Source organism: Geminocystis sp. CENA526, assembly GCF_050753365.1.
Classification (GTDB): domain Bacteria; phylum Cyanobacteriota; class Cyanobacteriia; order Cyanobacteriales; family Cyanobacteriaceae; genus Geminocystis.
This window is the reverse complement of sequence record NZ_JBLZFY010000009.1, coordinates 55,213-74,269: the sequence shown is the minus strand read 5'-3', so window position 1 is coordinate 74,269 and position 19,057 is coordinate 55,213. Positions and strand designations below refer to the sequence as shown.

General features: G+C 32.5%; 13 protein-coding genes. 11 read left to right on the top strand and 2 right to left on the bottom strand.

Translation table 11 applies throughout. The features are described 5' to 3' along the window. Positions 1–70: 70 nt before the first annotated feature. On the bottom strand, positions 71–652 hold the full coding sequence (locus ACN4EE_RS04695; protein WP_431705247.1) for a DUF4126 domain-containing protein: 582 nt from the start codon (positions 650–652) through the stop codon (positions 71–73). A gap of 52 nt (positions 653–704) precedes the next feature. Here ACN4EE_RS04695 and pdxA point away from each other — a divergent pair, with 52 nt between their 5' ends. From pdxA to ACN4EE_RS04645, 10 genes are all read left to right on the top strand, one after another. After that, positions 705–1,751: a 4-hydroxythreonine-4-phosphate dehydrogenase PdxA gene (gene pdxA / locus ACN4EE_RS04690; protein WP_431705246.1), complete on the top strand. Its 1,047-nt coding sequence runs from the start codon at positions 705–707 to the stop codon at positions 1,749–1,751. Between the two features lie 135 nt (positions 1,752–1,886). After that, positions 1,887–2,672, top strand: coding sequence for a segregation/condensation protein A (locus ACN4EE_RS04685; RefSeq protein ID WP_431705245.1), 786 nt, complete (start codon positions 1,887–1,889; stop codon positions 2,670–2,672). 96 nt (positions 2,673–2,768) lie between these two features. Next, complete coding sequence (locus ACN4EE_RS04680; protein WP_431705244.1) at positions 2,769–3,443, top strand: vWA domain-containing protein; 675 nt, start codon at positions 2,769–2,771, stop codon at positions 3,441–3,443. Between the two features lie 196 nt (positions 3,444–3,639). Then, positions 3,640–4,371: a PP2C family serine/threonine-protein phosphatase gene (locus tag ACN4EE_RS04675; protein WP_431705243.1), complete on the top strand. Its 732-nt coding sequence runs from the start codon at positions 3,640–3,642 to the stop codon at positions 4,369–4,371. A 145-nt stretch (positions 4,372–4,516) separates the two neighbouring features. Beyond that, on the top strand, positions 4,517–5,896 hold the full coding sequence (locus tag ACN4EE_RS04670) for a protein kinase domain-containing protein (protein WP_431705242.1): 1,380 nt from the start codon (positions 4,517–4,519) through the stop codon (positions 5,894–5,896). Positions 5,897–6,387: 491 nt separating this feature from the next. Then, the gene (locus ACN4EE_RS04665; protein ID WP_431705241.1) at positions 6,388–9,786 is read left to right on the top strand and encodes a DEAD/DEAH box helicase; all 3,399 of its coding nucleotides are present in this window, start codon (positions 6,388–6,390) and stop codon (positions 9,784–9,786) included. A gap of 221 nt (positions 9,787–10,007) precedes the next feature. Next, positions 10,008–11,636, top strand: coding sequence for a hypothetical protein (locus tag ACN4EE_RS04660; RefSeq protein ID WP_431705240.1), 1,629 nt, complete (start codon positions 10,008–10,010; stop codon positions 11,634–11,636). Continuing rightward, positions 11,629–14,304: a hypothetical protein gene (locus ACN4EE_RS04655; RefSeq protein ID WP_431705239.1), complete on the top strand. Its 2,676-nt coding sequence runs from the start codon at positions 11,629–11,631 to the stop codon at positions 14,302–14,304. The genes ACN4EE_RS04660 and ACN4EE_RS04655 overlap by 8 nt, the downstream gene beginning before the upstream one ends. 101 nt (positions 14,305–14,405) lie before the next feature. Next, positions 14,406–16,547 carry a hypothetical protein gene (locus ACN4EE_RS04650; protein ID WP_431705238.1) on the top strand — a complete coding sequence of 714 codons (2,142 nt, stop codon included), beginning with the start codon at positions 14,406–14,408 and terminating at the stop codon, positions 16,545–16,547. Positions 16,548–16,660: 113 nt separating this feature from the next. Further along, entirely contained in the window at positions 16,661–17,272 is a 612-nt protein-coding gene (locus tag ACN4EE_RS04645; RefSeq protein ID WP_431705237.1) for a TIGR04282 family arsenosugar biosynthesis glycosyltransferase, read from the top strand. Positions 17,273–17,440: 168 nt separating this feature from the next. Here the strand turns inward: ACN4EE_RS04645 and ACN4EE_RS04640 are convergent, their stop codons facing one another. Continuing rightward, positions 17,441–18,421 carry a serine hydrolase gene (locus tag ACN4EE_RS04640; RefSeq protein WP_431705235.1) on the bottom strand — a complete coding sequence of 327 codons (981 nt, stop codon included), beginning with the start codon at positions 18,419–18,421 and terminating at the stop codon, positions 17,441–17,443. Between the two features lie 271 nt (positions 18,422–18,692). On the opposite strand from ACN4EE_RS04640, the gene ACN4EE_RS04635 reads away from it, so the two are divergent. Further along, positions 18,693–19,055, top strand: a complete 363-nt coding sequence (locus ACN4EE_RS04635; protein ID WP_431705234.1) for a DUF2237 family protein — start codon at positions 18,693–18,695, stop codon at positions 19,053–19,055. Positions 19,056–19,057: the final 2 nt, after the last annotated feature.

Sequence of the window (19,057 nt, the reverse complement as noted above, 5' to 3'; positions counted from 1 at the left end):
AGAGGGGGAAGAGGGGGAAGAGGGGGAAGAAAATAATTGAAAACCATTCTTAATTCTTAATTCTTAATTCTTAATTTTTTTCTGCTTTTTGAATCTTGAATCTATGTTTCCATTCATTAGAACTACGCAAAGCTAACCACAATAAAATCATGGCAATTAAACCGCCATTTTCAGGGGCTTTTAAGGCAAAAACGACTAAAATTCCTGATAATAAATCTTCTAAAATTATAATAATAACGGGCATTTTTCCCCATCGAAAAAACCAACCTACTAAGACTAATTTTAAAACTAATGCTAATAACCCTCCCGTTAATCCTAACAACCATAATGGGGTTATTTTTACCTCAATTAAAGCGGCAACGGCAATCGCCATAAATGCACCCACAAAAGGGCTAAATAAAAGTTGTACAATTTGTACAATTCTTAATCCTATCAGTTTTTTTGTGCCTAATAATTCAAATAATGTCCAACTGGTTAAAATACCGACAATAATTTGAGGATTAATATTTGATAAAAAGGGTACATTACTCCATAATTGATCTAAACGGGCAATACCAACAATCAATAAAGGTAAACCGATTCTCATGCCTCCGGCAGCGGATGCGGATAGGATAGCTAAAATTTGAAGAAGGGAAATATTTTCTAAGTTCACGAAACGTCTTGAGATAAAATTACATTAATTACTTGACTATTTATTTCTATTTATGACTTTTCAACGGGCTAATAAAATTAACCTTGCTATTACTTTAGGAGATCCTGCTAGTATTGGTTCAGAAATTATCCTCAAAGCCTTAGCTGATAATAATTTTTCCTCTCAAGCACACATCACCATCATTGGTAGTCGATCGAGCCTGAAAAAAGCCTATAATGACTTAAAAAACCATACTCATATCAATTTAGCGAATCCTGATGAATTGAATGTTATTGACATGATAACACCTTCGGATTTAATTTGGGGAAAGGGTAATGCAGAAACGGGAAAAGCCAGTTTTTTGTATTTAGAAAAGTCGATCGAACTGACATTAGATGGTAAATTTGATGGTATTGTCACCGCACCCATTGCTAAATATTTGTGGCAAGAAGCAGGATATAATTATGCAGGGCAAACAGAAGTATTAGCCCAAAAGTCGGGAATTGATAAATTTGCCATGATGTTTATAGGTAAGTCACCTTATACGGGGTGGATGTTACGCACCCTTTTGGCAACTACCCATATCCCCTTAAAAGCCGTTGCCGATACCCTTAATCCTTCTTTAATGGATGCGAAACTAGAGTTGTTAATACATACCCTCAAGCAAGATTTTAATTTAGCTAATCCTCATATTGCTATAGCTGGATTGAATCCCCATAGTGGAGAGGAGGGAAAATTAGGCACGGAAGAAAAAGACTGGTTAAACGATTGGCTAGACAATGCAAAGAAACGCTATCCAGAGGCAAAATTAACGGGGTTAACTCCTCCAGACACTTTATGGGTAAAACCTGCTCAGGCATGGTATCATGACGCAAATATCGCCACTGCTGATGGTTTTTTAGCCCTCTATCATGATCAAGGTTTAATACCTGTGAAATCTATGGCTTTCGATCGAGCGGTAAATACTACTATAGGCTTACCATTTGTGCGTACTTCTCCTGATCATGGTACAGCTTTTGATATTGCAGGGCAAGGCATTGCTAATCCTAGTAGCATGATAGCATCTATTGAATGGTCGATCGAGCTATGTCGTAATCGAAAAATAGTGTATAGTTTATAGTGTATAGTTTATAGTTTATAGTTTATAGTTTATAGTTTTTCATTCTTAATTCTTCATTCTTCATTCTTAATTCTTCATTCTTCATTCTTAATTCTTCATTCTTCATTCTTCATTCCTAATTCCTAATTCTCATCGATGAATACAAAAAAAAGTCCAGCTAGTCAAGCCATAGAGTTATTGATAGATTTAGCCCAAAAAGGAGAGATAAACCCTTGGGATGTGCAGGTAATTGAGATAATCGATCGATTTTTAGCAGAATTAGGCATAAATGACAGTGATAACCTCGATTTGCAGACAGCAGATTTATCTCAGTCGGGGCAGGTGATGTTATGGGCTTCTATGTTAGTGTTATTTAAAGCGGAAACCCTCGAAAAATTGAGTCAAATAGAGGATAGTGAAGAAAATTTAGAAGATTTTGTGGAAGATGAAGAATTAGAAACTCTCCGACGCAATTTTAGAAGTAGCGATATTGATAAGCATATCAAAAGACGAACATCAGCACCCCCTCCGAAAACAAGAAAGGTGACTTTAGCAGAATTAATCACTCAATTACAAGCAATGGAAAGTGAATTGGAGGAGAAAAAAATTACCCATGATTTACCTCTCAATAAGACCAAAAAAGGTTACACTCGCAAACAGGCTTTAAAAACTATTACTGATTTAGCCCATAATGAAAATTTAACGGAATTAGCGCAACAAATTAACGATTTTTTAACAGCAAATTTGACTCATAATCATCATAACGAATTTATTAAGCTCGATCGACTGGTGAATCATTGGCAATCCCATAAACAGGAAACAAAAGAAGATACTGTAGGGGTTTTTTGGGCTTTATTATTATTGTCTTCTCAATCGAAAGTCGAATTATATCAAGAGGAATTTTATCAAGATTTAGATATAAAATTAATTAGGGATTATTGAATAAATAGACTTTTGCGAAAAAATTTTTGGCAAAATCTGCATAAAAATCACAAATCAACCTGATAGATATATAGAACCAAATTTAAAAATTGATCAATGAGTAACTTTAAACAATTTACAGTTCCTTCTGCACGAAAACTACCAGTTATCATTCTTGCTGATGTCAGTGGCAGTATGGAAAGTAACGGTAAAATTCAAACTCTCAACCGTGCGATCGAATCTATGATTAACAGTTTTGCTCAGGAGGAGGATGTGAGAGCAGAAATTAACGTTTCAGTGATTACCTTCGGAGGAGAAGAAGCTAAAATTCATATACCCTTACAACCTGCGGAAAATATCCAATGGCAAGAGATGAGTGCTATGGGGCGTACTCCTATGGGTAATGCTTTTGAAGTGGTTCAGGCAATGGTGGAAGATCGATCGATTATTGCTAGTCGAGACTATCACCCCACTATTATTTTAGTGTCTGACGGCATTCCTACCGATGACTGGATGACTCCTCTGAATGATTTAATTGCCTCAGAAAGAGCATCTAAAGCCCTACGGTTATCAATGGCGATCGGTGCTGAAGCTGACAATGAACCCTTACAAAGTTTTTTACAAAATCAACATCCTGAAATCCCCGTATTTAGAGCCGATGAAGCAAACCAAATTAAACAATTTTTCCGTTTTGTCACCATGACAATCAGCAATCGCTCACGAAGTGTTAATCCTAATAGTATCCCTGTTCTCAATTTTGATGATCTCGATGATGAAGATATTGATTTTTAAGCATCCTTATTGTGTCATTCCGAGGGATTTACGCACGGATAACGATATTTTGTCATTCTGAGCTTGGTTCGGAATCTCAAAACCATTTATTTTTGGTAAAAATGTGTAAGTTCTGATCTATAAAAATTCGAGGAAAAAGGGCTAAAGCTCTTATTACTAACATAATAAAAATGTATAAATTAACCAAAATTTAACCATGTCATCTCGTAATGGAATTAATTATGAAACCTTTGGCATATCAGTAATCGGACCACTTCACCAAAGAGAAAACCGCCCTAATGAAGACGCTTGGGAAAGAATTAATAATAACTCTGGGGTGGGGATTGTTGTTAGTGATGGTATGGGTTCAAAATCTAATGCTCGTATCGGTGCAAAAATGGCTTGTTTAGCTGTAAAACAATCCTTGTCAACTTGGGTAAAAGCTCCTTCTGCTTCCCCTAGTTTATTGCTAAGGCTTATTCACATACACTGGGAACTAAAAATATTACCTGCCTTAAAGCAAAACAGTGTCGCCACTTGTTTATTTGCGGTAGTCATTCCTAACGGACAATTAATTATGGCTCAATTAGGGGATGGTATTGCGATTTTAAGGGAAAATAACGGGCAACTTACGATTTTAAGCGAGAAAAATAAAACTTTTGGTAATCAAACCACTGGCTTAGGTGTGGCTAAATCCACTCAAGAATGGTCATTTTTTACTGTACCTAATTTTCCTCCTAATTCGGCAGTGTTATTAGCCACTGATGGCATTGCTGATGATTTAAAAAGCGAACGCATGGGGGATTTTGTGCAATTTATTTTAGATGACTTTGGTACTTTACCCCCACAAAAAAGATGGCGATCGCTCAGTGCAGAATTGAAAAACTGGCCTACTCCCAACCATCTTGATGATAAAACTCTTGCTGTTTTATGGCATCGCCCTAAATAGGAGTAGCTGAAAAAGTCTGAAGAAGGACTAGGGCAAGGGGCAAAGGACAAGGGGCAAATGTTTTAATGACTTTCTCACTTATTCAACAAACTCTAAATTTGTGAATGAAAGACTTATCACTCAATACAAAAAGGAACAAAACACCATGACAATAGTAGTTGATGAACAAAATACAGTTTATGAATTGGCTGAAAAATTAGGAGAAGGGGGGCAAGGTAGAGTTTACAGTATCACAGGAGGTAGAAGGGCAATTAAGTTAATGTATGAGACATCAACGGTTAAGCGCGATCGTCTTCGTCGTCAACTTAGTCAAGTAAGAATGTTATTTGACATCCAACAATTACCCATTGCCATGCCCTTAGAAATGTTACAATCGCCCTATGTGGGTTATGTAATGGAATTATTAACGGGAATGATACCTATTAGTAAATTGACTTACCTACCCCAAAAAATTGAATGTCCAGTTACATGGTATTTGCAGGGGGGAGGTTTAAGGCGAAGATTAATTTTATTAGCAAAATCTGCCGAAGCATTATCTCAATTACATGGTAAAGGATTAGTCTATGCAGATCCCTCACCTAATAATATCTTTGTATCTTCAGACTTAGATGCCAACGAAATTAGATTTATTGACGCTGATAATCTTTGCTATGAAAGTAATGTTTCCTCTTCATTTTATACCCCCGGCTATGGTGCGCCCGAATTAGTCAAAGGCAAATCAGGTGTTAACACTCTCACAGATGTCCACGCTTTTGCGGTGATTGCTTTTCAGACTCTAACAACCCTACATCCTTTAACTGATGGTGATTTAGTGAGTTATGGTGAACCAGAATTAGAAGAAAAAGCCTTACAAGGAGAAATCCCTTGGATAGATAATCCTAATGACAACAGTAATTACACCGACAAAGGATTTCCTAGAGAGATAACCCTCTCTCCTCGATTGCAAACATTAGCAAATAAATGCTTTGATGAAGGAATTTTAAACCCTCAAAAACGCCCCTCAGTAAATGAATGGGCAGAATATTTATATACTGCCGCCGATTTTACCATTACCTGCCCTAGTTGTCATAGTACCTACTATGCAAATCAAAAAAATTGTTCTTGGTGTGATTTTTCTCGCCCAGATTTTGTCAGAATTGAAATTTATTATTGGCAACCTTACAAAACAGAAGAAGACAAAAAACATAAACCAAAACCATTACAAGTTATGGCTTTAGAAAGAGATAAACCCATAATTTTAACTAACCGAATTATTAACGGAAGATTGGGAATAGATAGCCATAAACCTAATTTAGAAATAGAATTTAGCGAAAATTATCTTAAAGTTCGTAAATTAAATAATCAAAGTTTTTTATTAACATCTCAAAATCAAGAAAACAATAAACTTGAGAGAGAAATTTCTGAAGATAGATGGTTAAAATTTCCTGTGGAAGCTGGAAAATATGGTGATTGGCTTTTACATTTTGGTTCTTTAAATCATCCCCATCGATACGCTTGTTTTCGTTTAATTAAAGGAGGTGATTAAACTTGAAAAATAATATAATATTCCCTCTAACTATCCTCAAAAAAGATACACCATAATATGTCTTAAAAAAAGGGTAATATAACACTCAAATTCTCACATAAAGGGAGGGCAATATCAAAAAATTATTAAAAAAAAATAACTAGGGTGATTTCTAATCATAAATATACCTGCATTATGCCACCTACCCCCCAAATACAAAGAGGTAATTATAAAAAAGATGGCTCTTCTACAATGAGTATATTAAACTAATAATAAAAAACTCTTGGAATTTTGACTAGGATTACGATCGAGTCTAATAAAATTAAATTTTTATAACAATTGCATTTTTATAATTTTGTAACTATTATATATCAATAGTTCTAAGCATTATTTGTTACTAATTTATCATAACTACTGTAGAAGAGCCAAAAAGATTGGTAAATTATTTCTTATAAACTGTCTAAAGTCTTTACTACAAATCTATAAAATTAAATTTAGGAGTAAATTAAATAATGAAAGTTAGTCAAGTTCAAGCAGGAAGAAAATTAAGTTTAGAAATTCAACAAGTTAATAACAATTCTTTTTTACCTGAAAAATCTTTCAATATTGAACAGGAAATAAGTATTTTTAAATCTCAATTAACTGGAGAAATTTTAATAAATAATCAACAAAATTCTTGGACTATCAAAGGAGTAAATCAGGATAATCAAAATAAATTAACAGATTTAATAGATCGAAATTTACCTCATTTATGTTGGTTAACTGCTTTACAACCTAATCAAGAAAATCCTAAAACCATCTTTTTACAAGTTCATGAATTTCCTAATAAATTATATTTAGCTAATGAAAAAATAGAGATTGGTATTGATGAAAAAATTGTTGATGATATTCGAGATCGACATCTGAGAAAATCAGAACCCATTGATAAAATTATTGAATGGTTAAACAAAAAAATATTATTACCTCATCCTAAAAATAATCAAATTAACAGAGCATTATTACAAGCAGGAAATAAAGTTAAAAATAGTTTAGAAAGTAGTTTTCAATTATGGGGAAATGACATAGTTATTAATATCAAAAAAACTGCTGATAATAAGTTTTTAATTAATAAGGTAGAAAGAGCTAGACAGCCTAAAGATATTAATGAGCAACGCCCAATGATTATTTTAGAAGCTAATATTTGTTTTTGTGATGCTTCGATCGCAGGTAGTTTAAGGAGTAATATACAAACAGAATTAGATGATATTGTCAAAAAATCTGATAGTTACCTCGCTTTATGGCAGGAATATAATAAAATCGAACAAAAAATTATTTGGGATAATGCGAAACAATTTGGTTGGCTTAAATATGTAAATCACATTGCTTTAAAAAATGGCAATTATCGTTTTAAATTAGAGAATATAGGAGATAATAAAAAAGAATTAAAAGCAAAATTTAAGCTATTAAGAGAAAATCCTACTTTATCTTTGGAAGTTAATAAAAAACCGCCCAATTTTAATAATCAAGATGATAACAATGAGCAGGATTCGGCTCTTTTAAAAAAAGAATTTTCTCAAGATGGTACAAGTTTTTTAGGGGAAGTGGTAGAAATTGATCCGCAAAAATTAGAGATTGAAATTAAACCATCTAATGCAGATGATGAAGAAATAACCCCCCCACCTCAAGGGTATATTTTTATTTCCCTGTTAGGCGATCGCATCAGATTACAGAGAAGAACCCAAGCAGAATCTCTCATTAGAATGGCTCAAAATCCCATGCCCCAATTAGGTTTTCTGTTAGAAAACCGTGCGGTTAACCTCAGACGTACCAGAAACATAAAACCTATTAGCGGAGAAGTCAAAAAGCTATTTAATGGTTTATCACCAACACCACGCCAAGAAGAAGCGATTAGGATAGCCTTGAATACTCCCGATATTGCTTTAATACAAGGACCTCCTGGGACAGGTAAAACCAAAGTAATTACTGCCATTGAGGCTAGATTAGCACAAGAAGCAGAAGACGCTAATCGTTCCGTTAATCATCGTATTTTATTAACCAGTTATCAACATGATGCGGTAGAAAATGCTGCCGAGAGGACAACTTTGTTTCAACTTCCTGCGGTGAGAATTGGGGGTAAAAAAGGCAAAAATTCAGAATTGGATAATGTCGATCGCTGGCGTAGGGAAAGAATCCAAAGAGTTAAGGCTAGTTTAGCTCATTTACCCAAATTAACGGGACAAGAAACCTTAAGGAAAGTAAAACAATTAACGGCTATGTATCAATTAACCCCCGGTAATCAAGAAGACACCGTTAAATTACTCAAAGATATTTACGAGTTAACCCTTTATTGTATTTCCGCTGATTTATCGGATCAACTTTTACAATTAAGTCAAGAATTAAAACAAAGTGCAACCAACCTAAATCAAGAAGACTCAGAAAAAAGAGAATTAGCACTCAAAGCAGTGCAAGGAATTAGAGTTACTTGGGCTACTTTTTCCGATGACGGCGACAAAAATGCGAGAAAAGCCTTAACTAGACTAAAATCATTAGATATTTTAAATGATTATGATGAAGACTTATTAAAACAAGCAGGGGATTGGCAAGAAACATCAGAGCCTCCTTTTTTGACAAAATTAGGGGATTTACAGCAAAAACTATTAGAAAAGTTAATTCCCAAAGAAACTCAACCTGTTACCACTCCTGTAGCAAATCCAAAAATTGTTGATTTGTTTAAACAAGTTCGTTTATCTCTTGATGATCATGTTAAACAATCTCCCGATGGCATTGAAGGAGTATTAACAGAATATTTGGATGACTTAGACACAGATCCCGAAGAAGTAGCTCGTACTATTCGCAAATATACGGTAGTTTTAGCCGCAACCTGTCAGCAATCCGTAGGGAAAAAAATGATTGAAGCAACAGAAAATAAAGATCATGTGTTTGAGAGTGTGATTATTGATGAAGCAGCGAGGGCGAATCCTTTAGATTTATTTATTCCGATGGCTAAGGCTGAAAGGCGAATTATCTTAGTGGGAGATCATCGTCAATTACCCCATATTTTAGAGGATGATGTGGAAAAGGAGTTAACTAAATCAACTTCCGATACTCAAGATGCCCTCAAAAAAAGTTTATTTGAACGGCTTTTTAATCAATTACAGGATTTAGAAAGAAAAGACGGCATTAAAAGAACTGTCACCCTTGATACTCAGTATCGAATGCACCCCATTTTAGGGGATTTTGTCAGTGAAAATTTTTATGAATGTCATGGGGAGTCTCATATTAATTCGGGAAGATGTGCCAATGATTTTATTCACAATTTACCCGGTTATGAAAATAGCGTGACTGCTTGGCTCAATGTTCCTTTTTCTGCGGGGGTTGAAATACAAGGGCAAAGTAAATCTCGCCCAGTGGAAGCAAGGGCGATCGCGCTTGAACTAAAAAGATTGATCGAACATGATCAAAAGCTAACCTTCGGTATTATTGCTTTTTATTCTGCTCAAGTGACGGAAATTTGGAAAGCCTTAGAAGAAGTAGGAATTGCAGAAAAATCAGAGGAGGGATTTTTTCAAGTGGCGAAACAGTGGCAAGAAACTACTAACTATGAAAATAAAATTGTGGAAAGGTTGAGAGTGGGTACTGTAGATGCTTTTCAAGGGAAAGAGTTTGATGTGGTTTTTCTTTCTTTAACTAGAAGTAACAATATTAACCCTACCGATGAAAGAATGTATCGCAGAAAATACGGCTTTTTGATGTTGGAAAATCGTCTTTGTGTAGCTATGAGTCGGCAACAAAGATTATTGATAGCTGTGGGTGATGGGGATATGGTAAATCATGATTCTGCTAATGTCACCATTCCTCAACTGGTGCATTTTTATCAACTTTGTCAGAGTCAACAGGGAAAAATTTATCAATGTTATGAAAATTTATACTAAAGTGAGACACAGCCCACCTCATCAAATAATTCTTTCAATCCATGTCAATGTGATGAAAAGCCTTAAAAGGCTTACTACGAACCTAAGTCATTCAGACGAGGGATAGCGAAGGAATCTTAAAATCCCTTAATGTGAATTTAAGGATTTATAGGAAATAAATAAAGAGATTGCTTCGTGCCGAACTAGGGACACAATTAAACTTTTATGGAGAAAATCAAAAAATGTTATTTACTAAAGAAACTCCCATTTTATACTATGAACCTCGATCGTCTGAACGTTGGCTTAACCGTGAATACATATTATTTCCCAGTTATTACTACCGAGTCTTAGCCCCTCGTGTATCCAGTCGTAAACTAAACATTTTAGAAAAAGCCGTGTTAGGAATTTGTCGAGTAGGGGCTTTTACTGCTGAGGAAATAGGAGAAAAATTAGATATAGGCAGAGATTTATCCGCTTTAATTATGAGTGAACTTCAATGTACTCATTTTATTGATCATCAAGGTTTAATCACTAAAAAAGGAAAGCAAATTTTACAAGATGAATTGATAGAAACAGAAGATTTAATAGCAGGTTATGTATTTCAAGAACCTTGGCAGGGTGAGTTATTTCCTAGATTTATCGAAAACTTAGAATATGCCGAAACTCGATTTAATGATAATGGTTTCCCAGAGTTAGTTTTAGGCACAACGGGAAAACCTTTTTATCAAAGAATTTTCATGCCCTTACCCGTTAATGATACTTTGATGCGTAAACCTAATCCCAGAGATATTTTAAGAGCGATAAAAATTCACAATCAAACTTTAACCCATCGTCATCAGAAAAATGATATTGAAACCAATGAACAATCATGGCATTTTGATAAACTACCAGAATTAAATCGTATTTCTTTTATTGAAGAACAACCTCAACCTGTTTGGTTAGCCACTTTTATCTATACTCCTGAATTAAATTTTGATGAATTTACAGAAAATCATTGGCAAATTTGCGATCCTTTTGGTTTAGGTGATAGCCCTTGGTTATATCGTCAAATTAATAAATGTTTGAAAAAACAAGACGATTTTCCCTTACAAAAACCAATTGAAAGTTTACTAAACAAAACAGAAAAACAAAAAGAAACACCGACAGAATATCAAGAATGGATTAAGTATTTTAACGAAATAGCAATTAATACCGTAGAAAATAAACTTTCTTTAGCAATAACAAAATGGGAAAGTTTATATCAAGGTTTAATAACAATTGAAACCATTAATCAAGAAATAGACCAATTTAAACAAGAGAAATATTCTCCTTATGCTCAATATTCTTTTGATGATAAATTAAAAGATCTTATAGTTAAATGTCAAAAAATATTAGAAAATTTATTTTTGATAATTGCTGTTCAATATCCCACTAATGAATGTTGGAAACTACTAGACGATCAAGATAAAGAATATAATCAAATTCTTCTTGAAAAAGTAGTTGAAACAATAGGATTTAAACCCTTAAATCCCGAATCTAAAAATCATCTCATAAAATTACCTCGATCGTTATTATCAGTAGATATTAATAAAATAAAATCTGCATCAGATTATCAAAGTGGTTCACTGAGAGGTTATGTGATAGCTAGTTTATTAACTGCTTATAATTATGAGCAACATCCCTTATATTTCTTTGCTGAAAAAATGCCAAATTTACTTTTTGAGTTAGACAAATTAGCTGACCTAAGAAATAAAAGTGGTCATTATAGTTCACAAAAATTAACTCAAGATATGGAAAAAAAACAGATAGATTTAGTTTATCAATTAATCGAATTATTTTTACAAAATTTTCATAAACCCATAGAACTAGAGGAGGAAGTTATTTATGTTTAAAAACCTAAAAAAGTTTCATATTCCCCGTCAAGCTATAGCTGAGTTAGAAAAGCACATTGAAGATTTACGTCAACAAAGAGAAAATTTATCTCAAGATATTACTCAACAACGTCTAAATTTTCAAGGAGAAATTGAACAAAAAAGAACAGAATTTGAACAGCAAAAAAATAAAGAATGGGAAATTATTAATCAAGAAAAAAATGATTTAGAAACGAATAAAACTCGCTTAAATTTGGCACGAGAAGACTTAAATCGAGATCAAAATATTCTTGAAGAAGAAAAGCAGTATTTACAGCAAAAAATAGATGAAATAAAGAAAAAAGAGACTAATTTAAGCATAGCTTTAGAAAATTTAGATCGTGAACAGTCTGAATTAAAGAGAGGGCAACAAAATTTAAGGGAAGACAGTATATATATTGACCAAGAAAATGAAAAAATTGAGCAAAAATATTTAGATTTACGTCAACAAGAACAGGAAATTAATCAAAGAAAACAAGAACTTGAGGAATTAAAATTACAAGCCCAATCAGGCTTTATTGAACAAAATACTGCCATGATCAAAGAATTAGAAAAACAAATTCACAATTTACATGAGGAACGTAATAAACTTTATCAAGAATTAGCGATAAAACGTCAAGAATTAGAGTTAGAAATGACTCAGAAAAGCCAAGATTTAGAAAAACAGAGACAAGAAGAATATCAAAAGTTAGAAGAAAGAAAACGTCAATTAGAGTCTGAAATAACTAATCAAAGAGATTATTTTGAGGAAGAAAAAACTAAAGAATATCAAAAATTACAAACGATTAAGCAGGAATTAGAACAACGAAGAAAAGCATTAGATAGTGAATTTATTAATAAACAAAATCAACTGGAAACAGAGCAAATAAATGATAAATTAGAGTTAGACAAACAGTATGCACAATTAGGAGAAGCAAGAAAAGAGTTAAAAAGACAGCAAGTTCAACTAGAGTGCGATCGAGAATTATTAGAGGAAGATCGAGAAAATTTAGAAACAAAAATCAATCAAAGAGCGGCAACTAGAATTGAAAATTTACAAGCACAAATAGAATATCGACAAGAGCAATTAAGAGCAAGTTTAAGGATTAGAAATGAGTTACAAAATGCAGTAATAAGAAAGGAAGAAGCCCAACGTAGATTTGGCAATAAAACTCCAGATGAAGTCTTAGCAGAATTAGAAACCTTGCGAAAAATTAAAGAGGAATTAGAAATTAAATTAGCGTCAAAACCTAGTGATATTGCTACAGAAAAATTAGCTCAATTAGAAAGTGAAAAAGAACAATGGGAAAGAGACAGATTTCGATTAGAAAGGGAATTGCAGGAGTTAAAAAGAAATAGCACTTATAGCAGAATGGCGGTGACAGAAGTTGAAACATTACGAGATGAAAAAGAATCATTACAAGTAAGTAACGATCGCCTCAAAAACGCCTTAGAAGAATTGAGGAAAGAAGTCGGAGAAGAAATTGAGAAAAGCAAAAATACTAGCCCCTTTCCTGAATGTATAGCGATGGATGACAATAAAGCTCTACAAATCATTACACCTTTAGAAGAAAATATCCCCAATTTAAGAGAATTTGCCGAAGATTTACGTTATCGTATTGCGGTTTCTCCTGAAGATAAACAAAAACGCCTTTATTACTCAGCCCAAGATATTCGCACCTTTCTTGGTGGTTTAGCCATGAGTCGCTTACACTTACTCGAAGGTATTAGCGGTACAGGTAAAACTAGCTTGGCAACTGCTTTTTCTAGTGCTGTTAATGATCCCAATAATGAATATAAGTCAGAACCAAACAAAAGAATTGACTATAAATTAATTGAAGTACAAGCAGGATGGCGAGATAGACAAGACTTAATCGGTTATTACAATGCCTTTGAAAAGAGATTTTATGAATCGGAATTTTTACAGGCACTTTATCAAGCACAATGCCCATTTTATCAAGATCGCATCTATATTATTGTCTTAGATGAAATGAATCTTTCTCGCCCTGAACAATATTTTGCCGATTTTCTCTCTAAATTAGAGCAAGAATCACCCACACTAACCCTTACCACCGACTTAAATCGCCGTTACCCTGTCTTATTTGAGGATCATAAAACGCTAAAAATTCCTGAAAATATCTGGTTTATTGGTACAGCTAACCAAGATGAAACTACCCTTGAATTTGCTGACAAAACTTACGATCGCGCTCACATTATGGAATTAGGCAGAAATCAAACAAAATTTGACATTCCCCAATTAAATTATCGAAATCCCCTCTCTTATCAAGCCCTAAAATTAGCTTTTCAACAAGCCCAAAATCAGTATCAATCACAAGCCAAAAAAGTGGATAAATTTCTGAAAGATTATTTAGCAAATTTGCTGGAAACAAAATTTAAAATCGGTTGGGGGAATCGTTTAGAAAGACAAATAGAGGCATTTATTCCCGTTGTTATCGCATCTGGTGGCACGATGGGGGAAGCAACAGATCATTTATTAGCAACAAAAATTTTACGCAAAATTAAAAATCGTTATGATATTCCTGCTAGTTATTTAAGAGAATTACGAGAACAAATAAGCGTTTTTTGGGATGATTTAGATCATCAAAATTCCCCTATTAAATCTTTAAATATTATTAACACTGAAATCGATCGCATTGAACCTCAAACCTAAAAAATAAAAGTATCCCCTCTCTCTCCTGTGGGGGTGAGGGAAACAGATTTTTAAAGGCTAAAGCCATTACTACAAACTTATTTATAATAGTCAAAAAAATTATGAAATTTATTAATCGTATCACTGGACAAATCTTTGATCAATTACCAGAAAATTCCCTTTTAGGTGAATGGCTGATCACAAATAAATCAGATAATGTCAAGGTTAATAATGTTTCAATACCTTCAAATTTACCCTTTTATTTATGGGCGGATAATAGCAATAATATTCATTTCTTTAGTGATTCTAAAACTCAAGATTTGAGTAATATAAAAATTCCTAAATGGCAAATTGCTAATGATATTTTAAGAGAAAGTATTGCTTATTTTTATCATCAATCTAACAACTTAAATATTAATGAAGATAATTGGGAAAATTGGCTTAACTTATCTCCTTTAGTACCAGAAATTAATGCTAAAATTCACTTACAAGTCTTAGAAATTGACTTACAAAAACAATGGGGACATTTAGAAAATGTTTGTCGTCGCCCTCGCACTTATTTAAAAATGGAAACCGAAAAATTAGCCATTTCTCGTGCTAAAAAAATAGCCAACGGTGCGATCGAACATTTAGCCTCTCATTCCGAAGATTGGTATCGCCGTAACTTTAATTCTGTGAAACCCAATAAATTACTTTGTTTAGTGAGAGAAGACTTATTAAACATCTATGAAAATCAAGTTACAGCAAAATTAATAGACAACTTATTAGAATATATTTCTCATCGTATAACTGAATTAACATTGATAAAAAATGAACTAGATGAAGCGATGGATTTCTCCCATGAAATTTACAAAATATATAGGAGAAATAGAAATCGTATATCTTCCCTGTGGGGAAAACAGTTTGATGCAGAAATAGGATTTTTAGAACTAGAAGAAACTTTAAAAGAATTAAATGATAAAAAGCGTAAATTATTAGGCTTAATTACCACTGATTTATATAAAGCAATTCCGAAACAAACTTATGTCCCAATGACTTTAAAAAGAACAAATATTTTTGTTAATGATCAACATTATAAATATGTAGATTTGCTGTGGAGAAATTGGAGTAAATGGAAAACAAGACAGATAAAAAACCCTCAACAAGTCTTTGAAGAGTATCAACAATTTTTTCAAGGTTTCGAGGCTTTCAGCTTATTACTCATTTGTAAAACCCTGTGTGGAAATAACGAAAATAATGATCAAGGTTTAAATTTTAGCCCTATTTTTGAGCAAGATTTAAACTGTAATAAACAAGAAAAAAATAATCAAAATAATCTACTTCTTTCTTTTAATGGATTCTTAGGAAAAATTGACTTATATTTATCAAAAAATCGCACTTTCTATTTACATTCTGACTTAATTAATCAAGGCTTATGTTTAATTCCTCTAGGGATTAATTTAACAGGAATAAAAGATGAGAAAGAAATTAATAATATATTAGATAAGTTATTCGCTCAAGTTGATAACTCTTGCCATAATATTATTCTCTATTTAGGTACGAAAGAAGAACAAAATTTATTATCTAAAAATTTACAAAATAGACTAAACAATATCTTTATTAAAGATCACAATTTAACTGGAATATTTACTATTAATCCCTTTGAAATTCTTAGCTTAGAAAGGGTTGCTTATGCGATTAAATGGTGGTTATATGGCAACTTATACTTATCTTATCCTCCTGTTTTAAATCTTCCTTTTAAAATTACCGATAATTTACTTACTTATTTTCGTGACTCTTTAAAAATAAAAAATAATCAAGAATTTAATATTACTATTTCTATTTCTAATCAAAATATTAATGATTTTAATAGAGAATTAACTAAAGAAATAAATAGAGTTGAAAGTATGGGAAGACTTGGACGATCACAATTAGCAGAATTAAGAAATATTCAAAATAATGATTTACCTAATCAAATAAATAAAGTAATTCAACCTTTTAAAATTTGTCCTGTTTGTAACTATCAAGAAGATTTAAAACATATAGAAAAACTCAATAATCATAGTTTTCAATGCAGTTGCAGTCAATGCGGAAGTAGTTGGGGAACAAAACATTGCGGTAATTGTGGGAAAAACTTTCCTTTTATTGCCGTTCAAGGAATAGAAAATAAAGAACTAAATTATAATCCTCTTAATCTCGATCGAGTTTTTGGCAGGGATATTTTAGCTATTCCTACAAGAAAAGATGATGGTAATATAGAATTCATTTGTTGTTTTTGTAAATAATTTTTTATGTTGATTAATAATGCTTCTTGAGTTCACAATGAGTATACTTGAAGACTGTAAGTATTTTAATATATTTAATTTTTGTCCCTGATAATGTTAAATTAATTATATATATGAAAAAAAAATCTCTAATTATTTTTACTCGTTATCCCGAAATAGGTAAAACAAAAACAAGATTAATTCCTGCTATTGGAGCTGAAAAAGCGACTAATTTACAACGGTTAATGACAGAATATACTATTAGCTCGATCGAACTCTTAAAGAATATTATTGACGTAGAAATTAATATCTATTTTCAAGGTGGAAACAAAAATTTAATGCAACAATGGTTAGGAGATAAATATCACTTTTATCCACAAATAGAAGGAGATTTAGGAGAAAAAATGTATCGGGCTTTTAAAGATAACTTTGCAAGAAATAATCAACAAGTTATTATCATAGGAGTTGATTGTATCGACTTAAATATAAATATTTTACAAGAGGCTTTTATGGCTCTCAATATCCATGATTTAGTCATTGGTAAAGCCTTAGATGGTGGTTATTATCTCTTAGGTTTAAATTCTTTAGAAAAATCTTTATTTAACAACATAAAATGGGGAACAAGTCAAGTATTTTCTGATACAATTTCAAGGGCAAAAAAACTGCATTTTAGTATCTATCAATTACCTATATTAAGAGACATCGATCGAGCTGAAGATTTACCTTATCTGCCCTTCAATTTTTAAACAATTAAACAGTATTTTCTTCTGCAATTATGACAATAAAATATAGCGATTTTCAAAATTATGAGGTACATTTTTTTATTGCCTCTTGCGTTTTGCCTTTCACAAAATAAACATACAATTAATTTTGCCTATCTACTTACTTTTTCGGCAACCCCTAAATACTTAAAATCAGGACAACATTTCTAAACTTTGAGCAATAGCTTGTATAAAATCATTCCCAATTTTGGTTTCTAATTTTCCTGTCTCATCATTCCAATTTAGCAAAAAAGAATAATAAGCCCAATGATTATTAGAATAGCTTACCCCTCCAGCAAGAGAAAGAGCATATTGGGGATTAAAACTAATACTTCCCCCTTTAACATAGCCCAACGCACCTTCAGGAATAAATTTATTAAGAATATTAGGAAGAGTTAAGATTCTTTTAAAAAGAGTTAAAGTTTCTGATTTCTGAAAAAATTGTCCCTGCAAAGCACTTTGATAAAATTTAACAAAATCTGCTGGAGAAGATACCATTGTTTGTTGATTATTAATAATATTTCTTTTGGTATTTATGGGATTTTCTATGGCTTCTGAAACTCCTTTCCAACCTAAATCAGTTCCATTTTCTGCCCCCAAAAGATAAGAAAAAAAGATTCTAGTATTATCAGGTATAATAGTATTAACCAAACCTATTTCTTGAATTAATTGACGAACTTTTTCTACTTTAATATAATTTAATAAAGCATCAGTTGCGGTATTATCACTGTGCATCATCATGGCTTCTAAGGCAACAGAAGTAGTAGTTTTTCCAGATAATTCACTAAATACTGGACTAGATAATGTTCTGATATTATCGTCAATTAAAATTTTATCATTTAAGGATGCTTTACCTATTTCCATTTGTCTTAAAAACTCAGTTAAAATATAGACTTTAAAACTACTACCACAAAAAAGAGGCATGGTATAATTTAACGATATTTCCTCAGATAAATTATTCTTAACAACGAGAATATTAATAGCTTTTTGCCCGGGGAAAGAAGAAAACAAATTAATTATTTTATCAGGCAAATTTTGATGATTATTAACCGATTTTGTTGGCAGAGGATAAGCCATAGTTGCTAAACCTGTTATCCCTAATATTTGAGCAAAATTACGACGAGATAATTTCATAATATTTTCTCTATTTTATAAGTAAATTAAAGTAACACATTCTCATAAATGCTTTGAAGCTCGATCGATTTTGTCTAAATTTTATCTCGAACTGAGGTAATTTTCAGTAACTTTATTTATTTTTATTATATTTTTTGATTATCAGCTAAATTTCTGGGGGCAATGTTTTTTTGTGGTGTAATTGTATTTTTCGTTGGATGCGTCTTGGCTTAAACTTAGATGGAAACTAGCTTATGATAAAATAAACGAAAATTATTGAAAATCGATCGAAATGATGAAGGGAAAAAATGTATTAGGCACTTCCTTAGAAACTTGTTGTAAATCTCCCATGACAGGATATTTTCGCACGGGATGCTGTGAAACCAGTGCTGAAGATAGAGGTTTGCATCTAGTTTGTGCGCAAGTAACCGCAGAATTTTTGGCATTCAGCAAAAAACAAGGCAATGACTTAATTACTCCCGTGCCGATGTTTAACTTCCCCGGCTTAAAACCGGGGGATAAATGGTGTTTATGTGTGGCGCGTTGGCAAGAAGCCTTAAACGCTGGATTTGCACCTCCGATTATTTTAGCCTCCACCCACGAAAAAACCCTTCAATATATCCCGATTGAAGTTTTACAAGAACACTCTATTTAGGA